Raw genomic sequence first — 16,133 nt, 5'->3', positions numbered from 1 at the left:
AATAGGCAATGGCTATGAAAAAAGCGTTTTTACCGGAAATTACTTATATGCGAGGCCTCTGTATGCTCGGTGTTATCGGCATTCATGTAGGATCTTACGCATTGCAAAATCCTTTTGTAAATTTAGAACTCATCAGCGTGTTAGAAATTCTCTCTCGCTTTGGAGTGCCTGCGTTTTTCTTCCTCTCTGCATTTGGCTTGTTTTATCATACCTCGGTAGAGGGACCATTCTCATATAAGGAATTTATGCACCGCCGCATTCAGGTGGTGCTATTTCCATATATTACGTGGTCCATCTTTTACTTGCTATATACAGGGATGACAGCTCATAACCTTGGCAATTTACATCCAGGGCCGTTGGCGATAAATCTACTCTTTGGTACCTCTATGTATCATCTATATTTTATGGTTATTTTGCTATGGTTCTACGTGATGATGCCATTATGGCGGGCCATGGTGAAAGTCATCTTAAAACGGCCTGTATTTTGGCTGGTGTTACTATTTGTCATCCAAGTTGGTATCGATTATGTTTCGTCTTACATGCTTGGCCGTTGGGTAACAGAAAATCTAAGCAATCAGCCAGTTCTTAAATATCTTTTTGATATGCGACTCAACTATTGGGTTATTCATTATGTGTGGATTTTCCTTTTAGGTGCCGTATGTGCTGAACGATATGAAATCGTCTGCGAATATATGTGGCGTTATCGTTACCTTTTAGGCATCAGCGCGGTAAGCTCCATATTATTGATGCTTGGCTCTTATTACTATGTCATGGACGTATGGCATTATACTGTGTTAGAAGCAATTTACACGGTACATCAAATGAGTCCTATGGGCGTTCTTTATACAGGATTGGGAACGATGTTTAGTTTGTTCCTATTCCAAAGGCTACCTATGAATGTGACTATGGAGTCCATTTGGTCTGAGATAGGCGATAAATCGTATGGTATTTATTTAGCGCATCCATTTTGGTTGTTAATCATTTCTGGTGTGATGGCTAAATATAATCTCTTGTATACGGTGACCAACGTGCTAATTATGTATGGTATGGCGTTGGCATTATCCTATTTGACTACAGTAGGTTTCAATTACTTACCTAAGTCTATTCGTAAATTTGTACTGGGGCACTAGTGTAGGATGCAAACTATTGTTTTCTGAGAGTCTTAATTGGTATTAGTACTTTCGTATCGGCCATAGTACTAACTAGCTCTGTGGTGCTGATTTAGTATTAAAATAATATATGCAATACATCCGCTAGGATATAGTTTTTAACTATGGTATCCTAGCGGATTTTTGTATATCGAATTAATATCTTTCACAAAGTAAAGTGTGAAAATTTAAAAGTAATTGTGTTATAATAAGTCCATGATGATTACCACTTGATAGAGTAACGGAATAGAAAAAGAGGTGCTCCTATGCAAGAATTAACATATTTTAACGGTGAATTCGTCGAACCAGGTGCCAAAGTTATCAGCATTGATGACCGTGGCTATTTATTTGGTGACTCTGTATATGAAGTTGTTCGCGTCGTAAAAGGCCGTTGCTTCGCTTTGTCTTACCACCAAGATCGCTTGTATCGCTCTATGCGTGAAATGGATATCCCTGTAAAAATGACCCCTGATGATTTGACAGAATTGCACGAAATTTTGATCGAGCAAAGTGAAATCAAAGAGGGCTATATTTATTTACAAATCTCTCGTGGTGTAGCACCACGTCATCATGCTTATGATCGCTCTAAATTAGAACCACAAATGCTTATGTCTATCCGTACCTTGGATTTAGATGAAGTCAATAAATTGGGTGAAGGTGTAAAAGCGATAGCTTTGCCTGATGAACGTTGGGAACATGTAGATATTAAGACCACTAACTTGATCCCGAATATTTTGGCGCAAACAAAAGCAGAAAAGAAATTTGCCTATACAGCCATCTTGTTCCGTGATGGCATTTGTACAGAGGGCGCTACATCTAATGTGTTTGCTGTTAAAGATGGTATCTTGTACACGCATCCAGCGGATAATCATATCTTAAAAGGTATTACGCGCCAAATGATCTTAACCCGTGTAGCACCATCTTTAGGTATTACCATTATTGAGAAAGAATTTGACCGCACCTTTGTAGATGAAGCGGACGAACTATTCTTTACCGATACAATTGGTGGTGTCATCCCAATTACTAAGCTAGACAGAAATCCAGTATCTGGTGGTAAACCAGGTGCTATTACACTTCGTCTACGCGAAGCACTAGAAAAATTGATGGAAGAAGGACTACCTTGATAGATAAGCTGCTTTCATCAAATGTTAAACATTTACCTTAAGAAAGGAAATTATTTTGATACAATTAGAACACATTAGTAAAGTCTATGAAGGCGCTACTCGTGTGGAAGCGTTGAAAGATATTAGCCTAAATGTGAAAGAAGGCGAAATCTTTGGCATTATCGGTCAATCCGGTGCCGGTAAATCCACATTGATTCGTTGCATCAATATGCTCGAAGCACCTACATCTGGCTCTGTTATCGTAAATGGTACAGACTTAACTACACTTAGCAAATCTGATTTGCGTAAAGCGCGAAAAGATATTGGCATGATTTTCCAACATTTTAACCTATTGTCTTCTCGTACCGTATATGACAATGTGGCATTTCCGTTGGAATTACAAGGAATGAGCAAATCTGAAATCAAGGAACGCATTACGCCAATTCTTGATATCGTAGGCCTTACAGACCGGATGAACAACTATCCATCTCAATTGTCTGGTGGTCAAAAACAACGTGTTGGTATTGCTCGTGCTTTAGCGTCTAATCCAAAGGTTCTCCTTTGTGACGAAGCTACATCTGCCCTTGATCCTCAAACAACAGATTCTATTTTGAAATTGTTGAAAAATATTAACGAGAAGATGGGGCTCACTATTGTGCTCATTACACATGAGATGCACGTTATCCGTGAAATCTGTGATCGCGTGGCGGTTATTGAAGGCGGCATAATACTTGAAGAAGGTAGCACGGTTGAAGTATTCACACATCCTCGCGAAAATACGACAAAAGAGTTTATTAGCTCTGTAGTGAGTGATAACTTACCTCCAGAAGCATTGGAACACTTGGAATTACATGATCAATGGATTGCAGGGACAGCACCTTTAGTGCGCCTCAAATTTACAGGACAAGCAACAGATGAGCCTGTAGTAGCAGGCCTTGTGAGACGCTTTAATTTAGATGTAAGCATCCTTTTTGGCGGCATTGATTACATCCAAAATACGAGCGTTGGTCGCCTCATCGTTATCTTGAATGGTGACCCAGAAAATGCGCAAGAAGGTTTGGACTACATCAAAACGTTACCAATTGAAAGCGAGGTGATCGGTTATGTCAGAGCAAATCATTAATCTACTCATAACTGGTACCCTTGATACATTGCAAATGACGATAATTTCTACTGTAATGGCAATGTTATTAGGTATTCCTCTTGGTGTTGTTCTGGTTGTTACTTCTAAAGGTCATATCTTGGAAAATGTAACACTCAATAAAGTATTGGGTGCCATTGTCAATGCAACGCGTTCTGTACCTTTCATCATCTTGATGGTTGCTATCATTCCGTTTACTCGTATGGTGGTAGGTACATCCATTGGTACAACTGCAGCATGCGTGCCGTTGACCATTGCGGCAATTCCATTTTTGGCACGCCTTGTAGAAACGTCTATTAAGGACATCAATTTTGGCGTTATCGAGGCGGCTCAATCCATGGGGGCAAGCCCATTACAAATCATTTGGAAAGTATTATTACCAGAAGCATTGCCAACAATTATTGACAATGTAACGGTTCTTATCGTTAACCTCATCGGTTACTCTGCGATGGCTGGTGCTATTGGTGGTGGTGGCCTTGGGGATATTGCTATCCGATATGGTTACCAACGTTTCCAAGCCGATATTATGATCGCTACAATCATCATCTTGATTGTATTGGTACAAGTTGTACAAATGATTGGTGATGCTTGGTCTAAAGCGATGAATAAGAAGTAGGAGGATCCTATGAGTATCAATGAAAAATTGAGAAGTCAACAAAATGACGAATTGTTCACCGCCATTTTAACGCTTGAAAATACAGAGGAATGCTATGCATTTTTTGAAGATATCTGTACGATTAACGAATTAAAAGCATTATCTCAACGCTTACAAGTAGCAAAAATGCTTCGCGCAGGGGATAGCTATGAGAAAATCGTAGAAGAAACAGGTGCGAGTACTGCAACGATTAGTCGTGTAAAGCGCTGTTTAGTATATGGTGCAGATGGTTATACATTGGCTCTCGATCGTCTAGGTGCAAAATAAAATAAATTAGCATGACAACGGTGGCCTTTGGCGACCGTTGATGTGCTATCTGTAGGAGGTTTATTATGGAGTGGCTCATTACGGTAACAGGTTTACCATTTGATATCCTTATACTCGTTTTACTCGCCGTAGCTGGTGCGTTTGCTGGCTTTGTAGACTCCATTGTAGGCGGGGGAGGCCTCATTTCTGTACCTGCCATGTTATTAACAAATCTTCCACCTAGTGTGGCTCTAGGCAGTAATAAATTATCCAGTATCTTTGGTGCTGGCAGTGCATCGATTACATTTTTGAGAAATCACATGGTTGATTTTTCCCTAGTTCGTAAATTACTGCCTTTTACCTTTGTGGGTTCTATGCTTGGTACCTTGGCGGTTGTTTCTTTACCACCGCTATATGTAAAGCCTATTATTATCATATTACTTGTTTGTGTAACACTCTTTGTGGTGTTCAAAAAAGACTGGGGTGAAATCAATCGTACATCTCAGGTAGCAGGAAAAGCGCTATATATTTGTATGGCTTTTGCTCTTGGCATTGGTATATATGACGGCTTTATTGGTCCTGGTACAGGTACATTTCTGATTATGGGCTTTATCTTTACAGGCTTTGATTTTTTACATGCATCTGCTAATGCAAAAATATTGAATTTTACTAGTAATTTGGCGTCTTTATTGGTATTTTTATATTTAGGACACGTCAATGTTAAGTATGGTCTTGCCACCGGGGCAGGTCAAATTATAGGTGCTTATTTAGGCTCGCATTTGGCAATTGCGAAGGGCTCATCTTTGGTGCGAGTTGTATTCTTGTCGGTAACGACAGTTATGTTGTTGAAATTAGTCTATGACTATGTTTCAACTTTATAGGAGGGCAAGGTATGCCTCATAAAAGTGATGTACAGGTGGCATTGATCAGTGGTGGTACATCGGGTATTGGATTTGCTACGGCAAAGCTTTTACTCAAAGAAGGTTGGTGTGTAGTCATCAATGGTCGAAATGAAAAAGTTGGTCAAAAGGCTAAAACTAAGCTACGTCGTTATTCATCTAAGGTACAATATATTCAAGGTGATGTCTCTAAAATTGAGGATTGTCAGCGAATTGTAAAAGAAACAGTAGATTTGTTTGGTGGGGTGTCTGCTCTTGTAACAGCTGCAGGCTACTATGAAGAAGAGTTGCTAGCTGATGTTACAGAGGCAGCTTTTGATGAAATGTTTGGGACTAATGTAAAAGGTACTGTATTCTTATGTCAAGCGGCGCTTCCCTATTTACGGTCTTCAAAGGGCAGTATTGTAACGATTGCTAGTGATGCGGGTTTACAAGGTAATGTAGCTTGTTCTGTATATGGTGCGTCAAAGGGAGCTGTAGTGAGCTTTACAAAATCTCTATCCCTTGAAATGGCACCTCACAGTGTTCGTGTAAACTGTGTGTGTCCTGGTGATGTAGATACATCATTAGTAGATAAACAGATTGCTAATGCCCACCAAGATGCGGCGGCTGCTAAGGCTGAAATGGGCCAACATTACCCATTAGGTCGTATTGCTAAGCCTCATGAAATTGGAGAAGTAATTGTATTTTTGTTGAGTAATAAGGCGTCTTTTGTGACAGGTGCAGCCTGGACAATCGATGGAGGACTCACAAGTTGGTAATATAGAAAATATTAGAAGCTATTATATATGGATAATTAGAAAAATTCATTTCACTTCTATCAATAGAATGGTATAATAATACTAATAATAAGACCTATAGTTGGTTCACAACAAAGGAGAATACTTATGGCAGAATATAATGGCGTAACACTTGAGCCCCTTACGGATGGATCTCAAGATCGTGACTATCAAGTTGAACAATTTATCTTCTGGGGGGCAGGTCGTGCGGCAGCATTGGCATTATCCTCTAAATTCAGCAGTGTCGCTTTGTGCGCCAATGCTACGTACATGGTAACTCGCATTGCTCATCTTTATGATGTAGAATTGCAAGCAGGTGCTGTAGTTGGTTTAGTAGGTGGTCTTAGCACAGCTGTAGGTACAGCTGCAGTATCCCTTCTAATTCCAATTAAAGCTGTTCGCGTTCCTGTAGCTATCGGTTTAACTTATGCTATTGGTAAAATTGCAAATATTTGGATTCAAGATGGCATGCCTTCTGATATCGAACGTTATAAACCGATGGTTGCTGAATTCCTAGAAAATGGCAAAGCTATTGCTTCTGAAATCGTTCGTGATGCAAGTGCTAGCATTCCTTTCACTCAAGGTCAACGTGACGTATGGGCTGGGATTGCTAATGAAACAGGTCTTGCTAAAGAATCTTTAAAGCAAGTTTACGAAGAAAAAGTAACACCTGCCATTAATAAATGGAATAATGAAACAAAATACCAAATCCATGATAACGCAGCAGAGGTTGTAGCAAAGGTTTCTGATGCAGCGAAAGAAAAAATTGATTCTGCTAAAGAAGGTATTGAAGTAGCCAAAGAATTCGCAAAAGGTGGTGTAGAAGTGGCAAAAGCTTCTGCACAAGTAGCAGTAGAAACTGCAAAAACTAAAGCTTCTGATGCCGTAGAGATAGCAAAAGATGTTGCTACAAACACTGTTAATACAGCGAAAGATAAAATTGGCGGTTTGCGTAAATAAACGCTGAAGGATTATTATTACTATGAATCCATTTAATATTATTAAGTATGGTAAGTATTTTAGCGAATCAAGATTTTTAGGCTTTCTTGGTCGATATGGTAAGAAACTTGCCTTTGTACAACAAGCAGTAACCTTGTTCCTTTGTTTTCGTGACAAGGATACTCCCAAATATGTAAAAGCGGTCATTGCAGGTGCCTTAGGGTATTTGGTATTACCTATTGATATTGTGCCGGATGCGATTGCTGTATTAGGTTGGGTAGATGATGTGGCAGTACTCGGATTAGCCTTTAAGATTGCGAATCGTTATATCAAAACGAGTCATCAAGAAGAGGCAAAAAAATTCTTTCCATTTGGTAGCAGTCGCTAACTTTTACCATTTTAGGCAGTTTGATCCACAGTGATTGAACTGCCTTTATTTATTTGACACACTAAAGTAATAGATATAGAATAAAAATTGTATACTATTTAAAAAGGACAGAATTTATGCATATTGCTTCAGTAAATGTACGATTTTATGAAACTGATATGATGGGGATTGCTCACCATAGTAACCATTTTAGATGGTTTGAAATGGCGCGCATTGAATTCCTTCGTAAGATCGGTGTCACTTTGTGGGATATGATGAATGAGGATATTGTATTTCCCATCATGAATGTATCTTGCAATTATAAAGAACCTGCGAATTTCGATGATGAACTTCACATCGAAACGTATTTGGTTAAGATGACGAGGGCTCAAATGGTGTTTCGCTATCGTATGCGCCGTGCTAGTGATGGTGTGTTACTTGCTACGGGAGAAACTAAGAATGCCTTTATGTCAAAATTAACAGGAAAAATTGTGCGATTAGACGATACTTTTTATCTGCCTATGTTAGCAGCTGTTGAGGAGATGCCGCATGAGTAATGTACAACAATTGCCTATCGGTGTATTTGACTCTGGTGTAGGCGGATTATCTGTGTTAAAGGTGTTACAAGAACAATTTCCTAACGAAGATTTCATCTATATCGGTGATAATGCGAATAATCCTGTAGGTAATCGCAGTGATGATGAAATCACTTATTTGGCGTGTCGTATTGCGGAGACGCTAGAAAGGCAGCCTGTTAAGTTGATGGTGATTGCCTGTAATACCTTCACCGTTGTGGCTCTTGATGCGGTACGTGAACTTGTATCTGTGCCAGTTATTGGTGTATCACAAGGTGTGAAAACAGCCATTAATAAAAGTAAAAGCAAGACTATCGGTATTATGGCAACCGTAGCCACTGTAAATAGTCATATTCATAAGCATGTGGCTTTAGAAGTTGATCATGAGGTTTTGGTTTGGGAACAACCTTGTCCAGAGTTGGCGGGGCTTATTGAACAAGGTCATTTAGATGATTACTTTGTTCGTGAAGTATGTAAGGAGTATTTAGAACCTTTATTATCTCGAGAAATTGAGGTAGTCGTTTTGGGTTGTACTCATTTCCCATTTGTACAACCTTTACTAGAGGAACTAACGTCATGTCGCATTCAGTTCATTGATCCTGCTTTTGAAACAAGTGAATTGGTTCGTCACAGACTTGAGAGTAAAAATCTTTTCAATCCTCAAGATACTGTAGGCACCGTGACATTGTGTTTTACAAAGGATGTCGAACTTGGTGATGCATTGAGTGCATCCTTTCTTGATACAAGCCGTCGTACCATTGAACATATTACATTATAAAGGAGATACCCTATGTGGTTTTATAACATCCTCAGTGCAGTAATAGCTATTATTGTGGCTGTTGCAGCTCTGTACTTATTATTCCGTTTGTTTGTATTGAAACAAGGTAATGAAAATATTGTCTTATTAGCGAAACGAGCAACGAACTTTCAAGTATCTGATCGTAGTTTTGAATCCATTACGTTGTTCTGTGATATACCATTTGTAAATAAAGGGCGCCAATTGGGCACAATAATGGACTTATTTCCACGTCCATTATTACCTGAAGAACACTTTGATGCAGTCAAGGTAAATGCTTGGGCTATGGATATTAATCGTCCGCGTCAAGATGGATACTTTGAAGCTATAATTATCAAACCACGCAAAGGTGGCACAATTCGTGTATATGTTACATTAACAGGTAAAACTGGCAATATTCGAGAAGATATTAAGGGATTCCCTTATATGGACATCGATATTTACTACCAAATCGTAGGTCGGACAGACTATCATATCGATAAACAGCGTATTCGTTTGACTGCTGAAGAAGTTCAAGCAGCAATGGTTCAATAAGGAGGCATAACAATGGCAGAATTAGAGTTAGTATGTGTGCCAACACGTATTCTTACAGATAATGATGACATCGTTGATGCTATCGTTGAATTTGGGGGCCATAATATTGGACCTGAAGATATCGTATGCGTTGCTGAATCAGTAGTAGCTATTACACAAGGCCGTTTTACACGTCCTGAAGAGTTAAATGTGTGCTGGCAAGCTCGTTTAATTAATCGTTTTATCCATCCAGATGGCTCTATGGCATCTATTTATGGTATGCAATCGGCTATGAATTTGGACGGTAAATGGAAGGTGTTAGGTGCTTTTATTTTAGGTGCTATTGCTAAAATTTTCCGTAAACCTGGCGTGTTCTATGTAATTGCTCGTGCTGCATCCTTAACCGATGATGTAACGGGGACTATGCCTCCATTTGATAAGCATATTGTATTTGGTCCCAAGGATCCTGATAAAGTGGCTGAGAAAATTGTATCTCGCACCGGTTGTTATGGTGCCGTTGTAGCTGACGTTAATGACTTGAAACGGTCCGCTATTTTAGGTACAAGTCGTGGCATTGACGCTAAAAAAATTGCACAATTGTTGATTGATAATCCATTTGGTAATGATAGCCAAATGACTCCGATTGTTATCATCAAAAATTACGCATCTGTATCTGGTAAATAACAGAAGGCTGTACTCATCACATAGAGATGGGTACAGCTTTTTATATATAATGAGACTGAATACGGACTATACGCAAGTTTGAATAGGATTGCATATTAGTTCAAATAGAGATTATATGCTGGCTTAAATTGAGTTTTCTTTACTCTATTTTGAGTTTGTATAGATTCTTTATTAATACTAATAAGGAGGTTATATGTTACTAGGGTTAGACATAGGCGGTACTTTTACCGATGCTGTTATCATTGATGGCCATCGTGTAGTGGCAACTGCCAAGAGGTGGACTACAAAGGATAATCTAATGAATGGTATAGGTGAGGCCTTAGATGCGGTTTTGGAGGGTTATGATACATCAAATATTGAACAGGTAACCTTATCTACTACCGTGGTGACGAATACCATTGTAGAAGAGAAGGAGCAAGTAGTAGACCTCTATGTGGTTACAGGTCCAGGCCGTAATGTAGATGATATATTCCCTGTGAAACCTATATACCTTCAAGGTTATACAGATCATAGAGGTATCGTTGTAGAGCGTACCCCTGCTGATGCTGTACGTGGTATAGCCAACATGGTTCAAACACGTAGTGGTACTGATTTGGCTGCTGTGTCCGCTAAATTTGGGGTGCGGAATCCTCAAGAAGAACTATCTATTACAGAAGAATTGAAAAACACGTATCTTACAATTTCTAATGGCAGTTTATTAAGTGGTTCTTTAAATTTTCCTCGGCGTACTATCAGCGCTTATTTTAATAGTGCTGTAACACCAGTATTTACGGTGTTTAAGAAAAATGTTGAAGATGCTCTCAGTGCACGAAATATAGTGGCCCCACTTCACATTTTAAAAGCAGATGGAGGCTCTCTACCAGTAGAACACATGGTGAGTCGCCCAGTAGAGACCGCCTTTACAGGCCCTGCCGCAACAGTTCTTGGACTATTTGCTCTCGGCGTTATAGGTAATCAGCATACAGTGGCTCTAGATATTGGGGGGACCACAACGGATATATCTCTTTGGAAGCATGGTAGACCATTGATGACAAAAAATGGTGTATCTATTCGTGAGTATCCAAGTGCAGTGCGATCCTTTGCCGTTACCTCGGTCGGTATTGGTGGGGAATCTGTAGTTCGCCTTAAAAATGGTAATCTTACCGTAGGTCCTGAACGAGTTGGGCCATCGGTGGCTCTAGGTGGTGTAGAACCTACCTTGGGGGATGCACTCATCGTGCTCGGTCACGCAAACTATGGCGACTTTAATTTGGCATCACGAGCTTTACAAGATTTAGCAGATGCTATACAGGATACGTTGCAATCTAATAATGTAAATACCTCAAACAATCAACTAGCTCATATTAAGACTGCCTCTGATGTAGCACGACTAATCGTAGAAAAAGCGTTGCAAACGATTCAACATGGTATTAACGAGGTCGTAAAAGTAGAAAATAAACGACCTATTTATGTGGTGGCAGATATTGTAAATCCTGATATATTTGTGCCTGAACATATTGTTGTAGTAGGAGGCACGGCGCCAAGTCTCGGAGCGAGCATTGGAGAATATATGGATTTACCTATTACGATTCCAGAAAATGCAGCCGTAGCGAATGCTATTGGTGCTGCGCTAGCCCTATCTACCATCGAACTCACTGTCCATGTAGATACAAAACGTCGTTTACTTGTCATTCCGGAATTAGGTATTAAACAGCAAAATTGTACTTTAAAACGAGCGGAGCAAGTTGTAGAACGAGCTAAGGAGGCTCTTAGTGAAGAGGCTTTTCGTTTAGGTTTAGATACGTCGCAAGAAATCGAGATCATTAGCATTGAGGATTTCCCTGTGGTAGAGGGCTGGCAATCTATGGAGCGTTTAATTACGGTGAAAGTACAACTAGCGGCGGGGGTGAAACACTATGTGGAATAAAGGTTTATCCTATCGTGAGCGTCATGGACTTATAGAAAAGGATATGAACACGAAACTGAATGACGACGTGAATCCTACTATTGATAAAGCTAAATATCATCACAGTTTAGGTCTTGTCTTTTTCCCTGCGTTTGACTGGAAAATTTCTGAAACACATCCTGAACGACAAGAGCGTTTACTCTATACGCGTGATCAAATTGTAGAGGAAGGTTTGTTAGATATACCGAATATTAGAGAATATAATCCAATAGTAGCTGATTGGGATACAATAGAGCGAGTTCATGTTGGTGCTCCAAATTTAGAGTCTTGGGTGACTGAAGCTCATCGAGTATCTGCTGGAGGTGCTATTGCGGCAGCTGATGCGGTCATGCGCGGTGAAGTAGATCGCGCCTTTGCATTGGTAAGACCACCAGGTCACCATGCGATGGCTATGGTTCATGGTATTCGTGGCTTCTGTACGATTAATATTGAAGCCGTTATGATTCAACACATACGTCAAACTTATGGAATTAAACGCGTTGCCGTAGTAGATACTGATGTACATCACGGTGATGGTTCTCAAGATGTGTTTTACCATGATCCTGATACGTTGTATATTAGCTTCCATCAAGATGGACGTACTTTATATCCTGGCACAGGCTTTATGGATGAATTTGGTGGACCTCAGGCCATCGGTGGTAACATCGATATTCCACTACCGCCTGGTACGGGTGACGAAGGCTTGATGAAGGTCATGCGTGAGCTTGTATTGCCTATCCTTGAAGAGTTTAATCCAGATATCGTCATTAACTCGGCTGGGCAAGATAATCACTTTAGCGATCCATTAGCCAATATGCAGGTAACTGCAAAAGGCTATGCAGAGTTAGTCGATTTATTACAAGCAGATATAGCAGTCTTAGAAGGGGGATATTCCGTACAGGAAGCATTGCCATATGTGAATACAGGTATCATTTTATCCATGGCAGGCCTTGATTACAGCAAGGTCGTAGAATCTGCCTTTGACCCTGTTAAATATAAACAAAGTCAAAGTGTAACAAATTATATAGATGAGCTTATCGCTAAGTGGGAGGTACAATGGGCTAATCGATATCGTATAGCAGAAGAAGAACGTGCTGGTGTAGGTGATATTTGGTCAAATCGTTACAATGTGTATTACGATGAAACGGGCGTACAAGAGGAGCGCCTTGAAAGGGTGCGTATGTACGAAGACAAGGTAGGCTGGCATAGCGTGCTTTCACGAGGACAATACGGCCCGTATGGGCCGCAAAGTGTATATGCGATGTTTATCCCTTGGCAAGCAGATGAAGGGACGCGTCAAGATGCTATCGCAGAAGCAAAACGAGCTAAAGCAGAAGGGGGAGCTAGCCGTTACGTTGTGGTAGATCCACTTGGTGACGGACAATATGAACTATAATGTTAATCTTTGTAAATGATAAGGTGAGTTATCATGTTAGAATCGTAAATTATAATATGATTCGTAATGCTGAAAAATAGAAAAATTATGATATAATATAAGAAATAACGCCCCTTTGTATAAGGGGCGTTCTAATATTTAGTTTTAGAATGGTGAGGTTCCTATGCGCAGTGATAATAGAACAGCGGGTCAATTGCGACCTATTAAAATAACACGGAATTTTACAGAGTATGCAGAAGGTTCTGTACTCATTGAGTGCGGTAAGACCAAGGTTATCTGTACGGCCACTGTTGAGGATTCTGTGCCGCGCTGGCTAAAAGGTTCTGGACAAGGATGGGTAACTGCGGAATATTCCTTATTGCCACGTTCTACGCAAACTCGCGTGAGTCGTGAGGCCGCAAAGGGGAAGCAAACTGGTCGTACCGTAGAAATTCAACGTCTTATCGGCCGTGCTTTGCGCGCTGTCGTAGACCTTGAAGCCTTAGGCGAACGCTCTATTACTATTGATTGCGACGTTATCCAAGCGGATGGCGGTACGCGTACAGCATCTATTACGGGTGCTTTTGTAGCCCTCGTTGATGCAGTAGACTTCACCTTTGGCGGAGCAGGAAAATTCCCAATTACTGATTTTTGTGCAGCCATCTCTGTAGGTATTGGTCCAGAAGGTCCTATTACGGACCTTTGCTATGAAGAGGATAGTGCTGCCATCGTAGATATGAATGTAGTTCGTACCGGTTCTGGCAATATGGTTGAAGTACAAGGTACAGGCGAACACGGTACCTTTAACCGTGATGAACTCAATGTTTTACTTGATCTAGCAGAAACTGCTACTGATGAGCTCATGGCTAAACAACGTGAAGTACTTGGTGCGACAGCAGATAAAGTAGGTAAAGAGTATCCTACAGCTCCGGAGGTATAAAATGGAACAAATTGTGCTTGCTACAGGCAATAAAGGAAAAATTCGTGAGTTTTCCGAGGCCTTCTCCCACTTATCTATTGATTGTGTACCTGTAAAAGCTGTGATTTCCATTGAGGAGCCTGAGGAAACTGGTACAACCTTTATGGAAAATGCTCTGTTGAAGGCTCGCTACTATGCGAAGGCTACGAATCGCTCATGCCTTGCTGATGATTCTGGCATTACTGTCGATGTCCTCAATGGTGCACCAGGTGTATATTCTGCGCGTTATGCAGGTCGTCATGGTGATGACAATGCAAACAACGAGAAGTTAATTCGTGAACTACAAGGGAAAAGTAACCGTACAGGTCATTATGTATGCGCTTTAGCGCTTGTTTATCCTGATGGCCGAGAAGTTACTGCGGAAGGCTATTGTGATGGACTCGTTCAAGATGAGCCAAAAGGGGAGAATGGCTTTGGCTATGATCCGTACTTCTATGTGCCTGAGTTTAAAAAGACGATGGCAGAGCTAAGTATAGAAGAGAAGGAAACGATTAGTCATCGTGGCCGTGCACTACGTGAATTAATTAACAAGCTTTGATATTTTCGAACTATATGGTATAGTTCATATAAATATATAATATAGTGGCATTAGAGATTAAATACAATGAAACGAATTGGCATTTTAAGTGATACTCATGGGTATCTAGAGGATATCAATCTCGTCTTGGCTGCTACTGCTGATCAAGACATCGATATGTGGCTTCATGCTGGCGATTTTGGAGATGACGCACGATATATGCAGGAACATACGGATATTCCTGTATATGCTGTACGTGGCAATAACGATCGTGTGCAACCGCTTGAACCACGAGAGCAATTAATTCCTCTTGAGGATACCTATATTTACATGACGCATGGTCATGAGGTATCATATTATAATCGAATACAAAAACTGATTGAGTTAGGAACTGACATGGGTGCGCGACTCATCGTGTCCGGTCATAGCCATCATCATGGGGAGGTTCGTGCCCGTGATGCGGTATTTGTAAATCCTGGTAGTATTTCTTTGGCTCGTGATCGATCCGGTGGTACCTTTGCCATCGTTACCTACGATAATGGACAGTTTGATGTAGAGTTTGTGTATAAACAAGATATTGTTTAGTTATATGGTGAAAGCTTCGGTTTTGAAACTTTCAAAAGGAATAGTAAGTCTATGCATGGAAAGGGTTATGACATATCATGGATACATCAGTTAAAGCAAAGCCTAAAATGAAGTTATATGGTTTTAACAATCTCACGAAAACATTGAGTTTTAATATTTATGATATTTGTTATACTCGTACGGAAGAAGAGAAAAAACAATACATTCAATACATTGATGAAGTATACAATGCGGATCGTTTAACAGCTATTTTGACGGAAGTTAGCCATATTATTGGCGCTAACATCCTTAATGTAGCGAAACAAGATTATGATCCACAAGGTGCGTCTGTTACGATTTTGATTTCTGAAGAGGAAATTGAAAAAGAAGATGTAGTTATGCATCTAGATAAATCGCATCTTACTGTACATACGTATCCTGAAAGCCATCCGCACAAAGGGATTAGTACATTCCGTGCCGACATTGAAGTGTCTACATGTGGACAAATCTCTCCGCTAAATGCACTGAATTACTTAATTCAAAGTTTTGACTCTGATATTCTTACCTTGGATTATCATGTACGTGGTTTTACTCGGGACGTGTCTGGTAAGAAAATTTATATTGATCATCGTATCAATTCTATTCAAAATTACATCAGTGCAAAAACTCGCAACATGTACAACATGATTGATGTAAATGTATATCAAGAAAATATTTTCCATACAAAGATGATGTTAAAAGAATTTGATTTAGATAATTATCTTTTTGGCATTACTGAGTCAGAGTTGAGCGATCGCGAAATCAAGCAAATTAAACATCAATTAAAACAAGAAATGATGGAAATCTTCTATGGACGCAATTTGCCATCTGTAAAAGCTTAAAGACAGCTTTTATAACATTGTTGTGACAGCTTTTATCGTATAATACGA

Annotated in this window: 19 protein-coding genes; all 19 read left to right on the top strand. The window is 40.0% G+C overall.

What is annotated here, in order from left to right; translation table 11 throughout:
• Positions 1–8 precede the first annotated feature (8 nt).
• The 19 genes from HMPREF0874_RS07305 (at position 9) to speD (ending at position 16,085) form a co-directional block, all read left to right on the top strand.
• Positions 9–1,130, top strand: a complete 1,122-nt coding sequence (locus tag HMPREF0874_RS07305; RefSeq protein ID WP_008602747.1) for an acyltransferase — start codon at positions 9–11, stop codon at positions 1,128–1,130.
• Between the two features lie 284 nt (positions 1,131–1,414).
• Entirely contained in the window at positions 1,415–2,272 is an 858-nt protein-coding gene (locus HMPREF0874_RS07300) for an aminotransferase class IV (RefSeq protein WP_008602746.1), read from the top strand.
• A 55-nt stretch (positions 2,273–2,327) separates the two neighbouring features.
• Complete coding sequence (locus tag HMPREF0874_RS07295) at positions 2,328–3,374, top strand: methionine ABC transporter ATP-binding protein (RefSeq protein WP_039965347.1); 1,047 nt, start codon at positions 2,328–2,330, stop codon at positions 3,372–3,374.
• Positions 3,355–4,008, top strand: coding sequence for a methionine ABC transporter permease (locus HMPREF0874_RS07290; RefSeq protein WP_008715638.1), 654 nt, complete (start codon positions 3,355–3,357; stop codon positions 4,006–4,008). Before HMPREF0874_RS07295 ends, HMPREF0874_RS07290 begins: the two co-directional genes overlap by 20 nt.
• A gap of 9 nt (positions 4,009–4,017) precedes the next feature.
• Positions 4,018–4,314 carry a YerC/YecD family TrpR-related protein gene (locus HMPREF0874_RS07285; protein ID WP_004693609.1) on the top strand — a complete coding sequence of 99 codons (297 nt, stop codon included), beginning with the start codon at positions 4,018–4,020 and terminating at the stop codon, positions 4,312–4,314.
• 65 nt (positions 4,315–4,379) lie between these two features.
• Positions 4,380–5,174, top strand: a complete 795-nt coding sequence (locus HMPREF0874_RS07280) for a TSUP family transporter (RefSeq protein WP_008602742.1) — start codon at positions 4,380–4,382, stop codon at positions 5,172–5,174.
• A gap of 11 nt (positions 5,175–5,185) precedes the next feature.
• Entirely contained in the window at positions 5,186–5,953 is a 768-nt protein-coding gene (locus HMPREF0874_RS07275) for an SDR family NAD(P)-dependent oxidoreductase (protein ID WP_008602740.1), read from the top strand.
• Between the two features lie 126 nt (positions 5,954–6,079).
• Complete coding sequence (locus HMPREF0874_RS07270) at positions 6,080–6,931, top strand: hypothetical protein (protein WP_008602738.1); 852 nt, start codon at positions 6,080–6,082, stop codon at positions 6,929–6,931.
• A 22-nt stretch (positions 6,932–6,953) separates the two neighbouring features.
• Entirely contained in the window at positions 6,954–7,298 is a 345-nt protein-coding gene (locus tag HMPREF0874_RS07265) for a YkvA family protein (protein ID WP_004693603.1), read from the top strand.
• Positions 7,299–7,414: 116 nt separating this feature from the next.
• On the top strand, positions 7,415–7,834 hold the full coding sequence (locus HMPREF0874_RS07260) for a thioesterase family protein (RefSeq protein ID WP_008602735.1): 420 nt from the start codon (positions 7,415–7,417) through the stop codon (positions 7,832–7,834).
• Positions 7,827–8,630 (top strand): glutamate racemase, encoded by an 804-nt coding sequence (gene murI / locus HMPREF0874_RS07255; RefSeq protein ID WP_039965340.1) that lies wholly within the window; start codon positions 7,827–7,829, stop codon positions 8,628–8,630. The genes HMPREF0874_RS07260 and murI overlap by 8 nt, the downstream gene beginning before the upstream one ends.
• Before the next feature lie 12 nt (positions 8,631–8,642).
• On the top strand, positions 8,643–9,182 hold the full coding sequence (locus HMPREF0874_RS07250) for a hypothetical protein (RefSeq protein ID WP_004693598.1): 540 nt from the start codon (positions 8,643–8,645) through the stop codon (positions 9,180–9,182).
• Between the two features lie 12 nt (positions 9,183–9,194).
• Positions 9,195–9,845 carry a coenzyme F420-0:L-glutamate ligase gene (locus HMPREF0874_RS07245; protein ID WP_008602732.1) on the top strand — a complete coding sequence of 217 codons (651 nt, stop codon included), beginning with the start codon at positions 9,195–9,197 and terminating at the stop codon, positions 9,843–9,845.
• Positions 9,846–10,038: 193 nt separating this feature from the next.
• On the top strand, positions 10,039–11,751 hold the full coding sequence (locus HMPREF0874_RS07240; RefSeq protein WP_008602730.1) for a hydantoinase/oxoprolinase family protein: 1,713 nt from the start codon (positions 10,039–10,041) through the stop codon (positions 11,749–11,751).
• Positions 11,741–13,165, top strand: a complete 1,425-nt coding sequence (locus HMPREF0874_RS07235) for a histone deacetylase (protein WP_039965337.1) — start codon at positions 11,741–11,743, stop codon at positions 13,163–13,165. The genes HMPREF0874_RS07240 and HMPREF0874_RS07235 overlap by 11 nt, the downstream gene beginning before the upstream one ends.
• A gap of 163 nt (positions 13,166–13,328) precedes the next feature.
• Positions 13,329–14,084 (top strand): ribonuclease PH, encoded by a 756-nt coding sequence (gene rph / locus HMPREF0874_RS07230; protein ID WP_039965333.1) that lies wholly within the window; start codon positions 13,329–13,331, stop codon positions 14,082–14,084.
• A gap of 1 nt (position 14,085) precedes the next feature.
• Complete coding sequence (locus tag HMPREF0874_RS07225) at positions 14,086–14,661, top strand: XTP/dITP diphosphatase (RefSeq protein ID WP_039965331.1); 576 nt, start codon at positions 14,086–14,088, stop codon at positions 14,659–14,661.
• A 66-nt stretch (positions 14,662–14,727) separates the two neighbouring features.
• Positions 14,728–15,225, top strand: a complete 498-nt coding sequence (locus tag HMPREF0874_RS07220) for a metallophosphoesterase (protein ID WP_008602727.1) — start codon at positions 14,728–14,730, stop codon at positions 15,223–15,225.
• A 77-nt stretch (positions 15,226–15,302) separates the two neighbouring features.
• Complete coding sequence (gene speD / locus HMPREF0874_RS07215; RefSeq protein WP_008602725.1) at positions 15,303–16,085, top strand: adenosylmethionine decarboxylase; 783 nt, start codon at positions 15,303–15,305, stop codon at positions 16,083–16,085.
• Positions 16,086–16,133 lie beyond the last annotated feature (48 nt).

The sequence above is a fragment of the Veillonella sp. 6_1_27 genome (assembly GCF_000163735.1).
GTDB lineage: Bacteria > Bacillota > Negativicutes > Veillonellales > Veillonellaceae > Veillonella > Veillonella parvula_A.
Note: the sequence above shows the minus strand (reverse complement) of the source record. Positions and strands in the feature narration are given on the sequence as shown.

Coding starts and splice junctions, on each gene's coding strand:
- HMPREF0874_RS07305 (WP_008602747.1), top strand. CDS start 9: ATGGCTATGAAAAAAGCGTTTTTACCGGAAATTACTTATATGCGAGGC.
- HMPREF0874_RS07300 (WP_008602746.1), top strand. CDS start 1,415: ATGCAAGAATTAACATATTTTAACGGTGAATTCGTCGAACCAGGTGCC.
- HMPREF0874_RS07290 (WP_008715638.1), top strand. CDS start 3,355: ATGTCAGAGCAAATCATTAATCTACTCATAACTGGTACCCTTGATACA.
- HMPREF0874_RS07285 (WP_004693609.1), top strand. CDS start 4,018: ATGAGTATCAATGAAAAATTGAGAAGTCAACAAAATGACGAATTGTTC.
- HMPREF0874_RS07280 (WP_008602742.1), top strand. CDS start 4,380: ATGGAGTGGCTCATTACGGTAACAGGTTTACCATTTGATATCCTTATA.
- HMPREF0874_RS07275 (WP_008602740.1), top strand. CDS start 5,186: ATGCCTCATAAAAGTGATGTACAGGTGGCATTGATCAGTGGTGGTACA.
- HMPREF0874_RS07270 (WP_008602738.1), top strand. CDS start 6,080: ATGGCAGAATATAATGGCGTAACACTTGAGCCCCTTACGGATGGATCT.
- HMPREF0874_RS07265 (WP_004693603.1), top strand. CDS start 6,954: ATGAATCCATTTAATATTATTAAGTATGGTAAGTATTTTAGCGAATCA.
- HMPREF0874_RS07260 (WP_008602735.1), top strand. CDS start 7,415: ATGCATATTGCTTCAGTAAATGTACGATTTTATGAAACTGATATGATG.
- murI (WP_039965340.1), top strand. CDS start 7,827: ATGAGTAATGTACAACAATTGCCTATCGGTGTATTTGACTCTGGTGTA.
- HMPREF0874_RS07250 (WP_004693598.1), top strand. CDS start 8,643: ATGTGGTTTTATAACATCCTCAGTGCAGTAATAGCTATTATTGTGGCT.
- HMPREF0874_RS07245 (WP_008602732.1), top strand. CDS start 9,195: ATGGCAGAATTAGAGTTAGTATGTGTGCCAACACGTATTCTTACAGAT.
- HMPREF0874_RS07240 (WP_008602730.1), top strand. CDS start 10,039: ATGTTACTAGGGTTAGACATAGGCGGTACTTTTACCGATGCTGTTATC.
- HMPREF0874_RS07235 (WP_039965337.1), top strand. CDS start 11,741: ATGTGGAATAAAGGTTTATCCTATCGTGAGCGTCATGGACTTATAGAA.
- rph (WP_039965333.1), top strand. CDS start 13,329: ATGCGCAGTGATAATAGAACAGCGGGTCAATTGCGACCTATTAAAATA.
- HMPREF0874_RS07225 (WP_039965331.1), top strand. CDS start 14,086: ATGGAACAAATTGTGCTTGCTACAGGCAATAAAGGAAAAATTCGTGAG.
- HMPREF0874_RS07220 (WP_008602727.1), top strand. CDS start 14,728: ATGAAACGAATTGGCATTTTAAGTGATACTCATGGGTATCTAGAGGAT.
- speD (WP_008602725.1), top strand. CDS start 15,303: ATGGATACATCAGTTAAAGCAAAGCCTAAAATGAAGTTATATGGTTTT.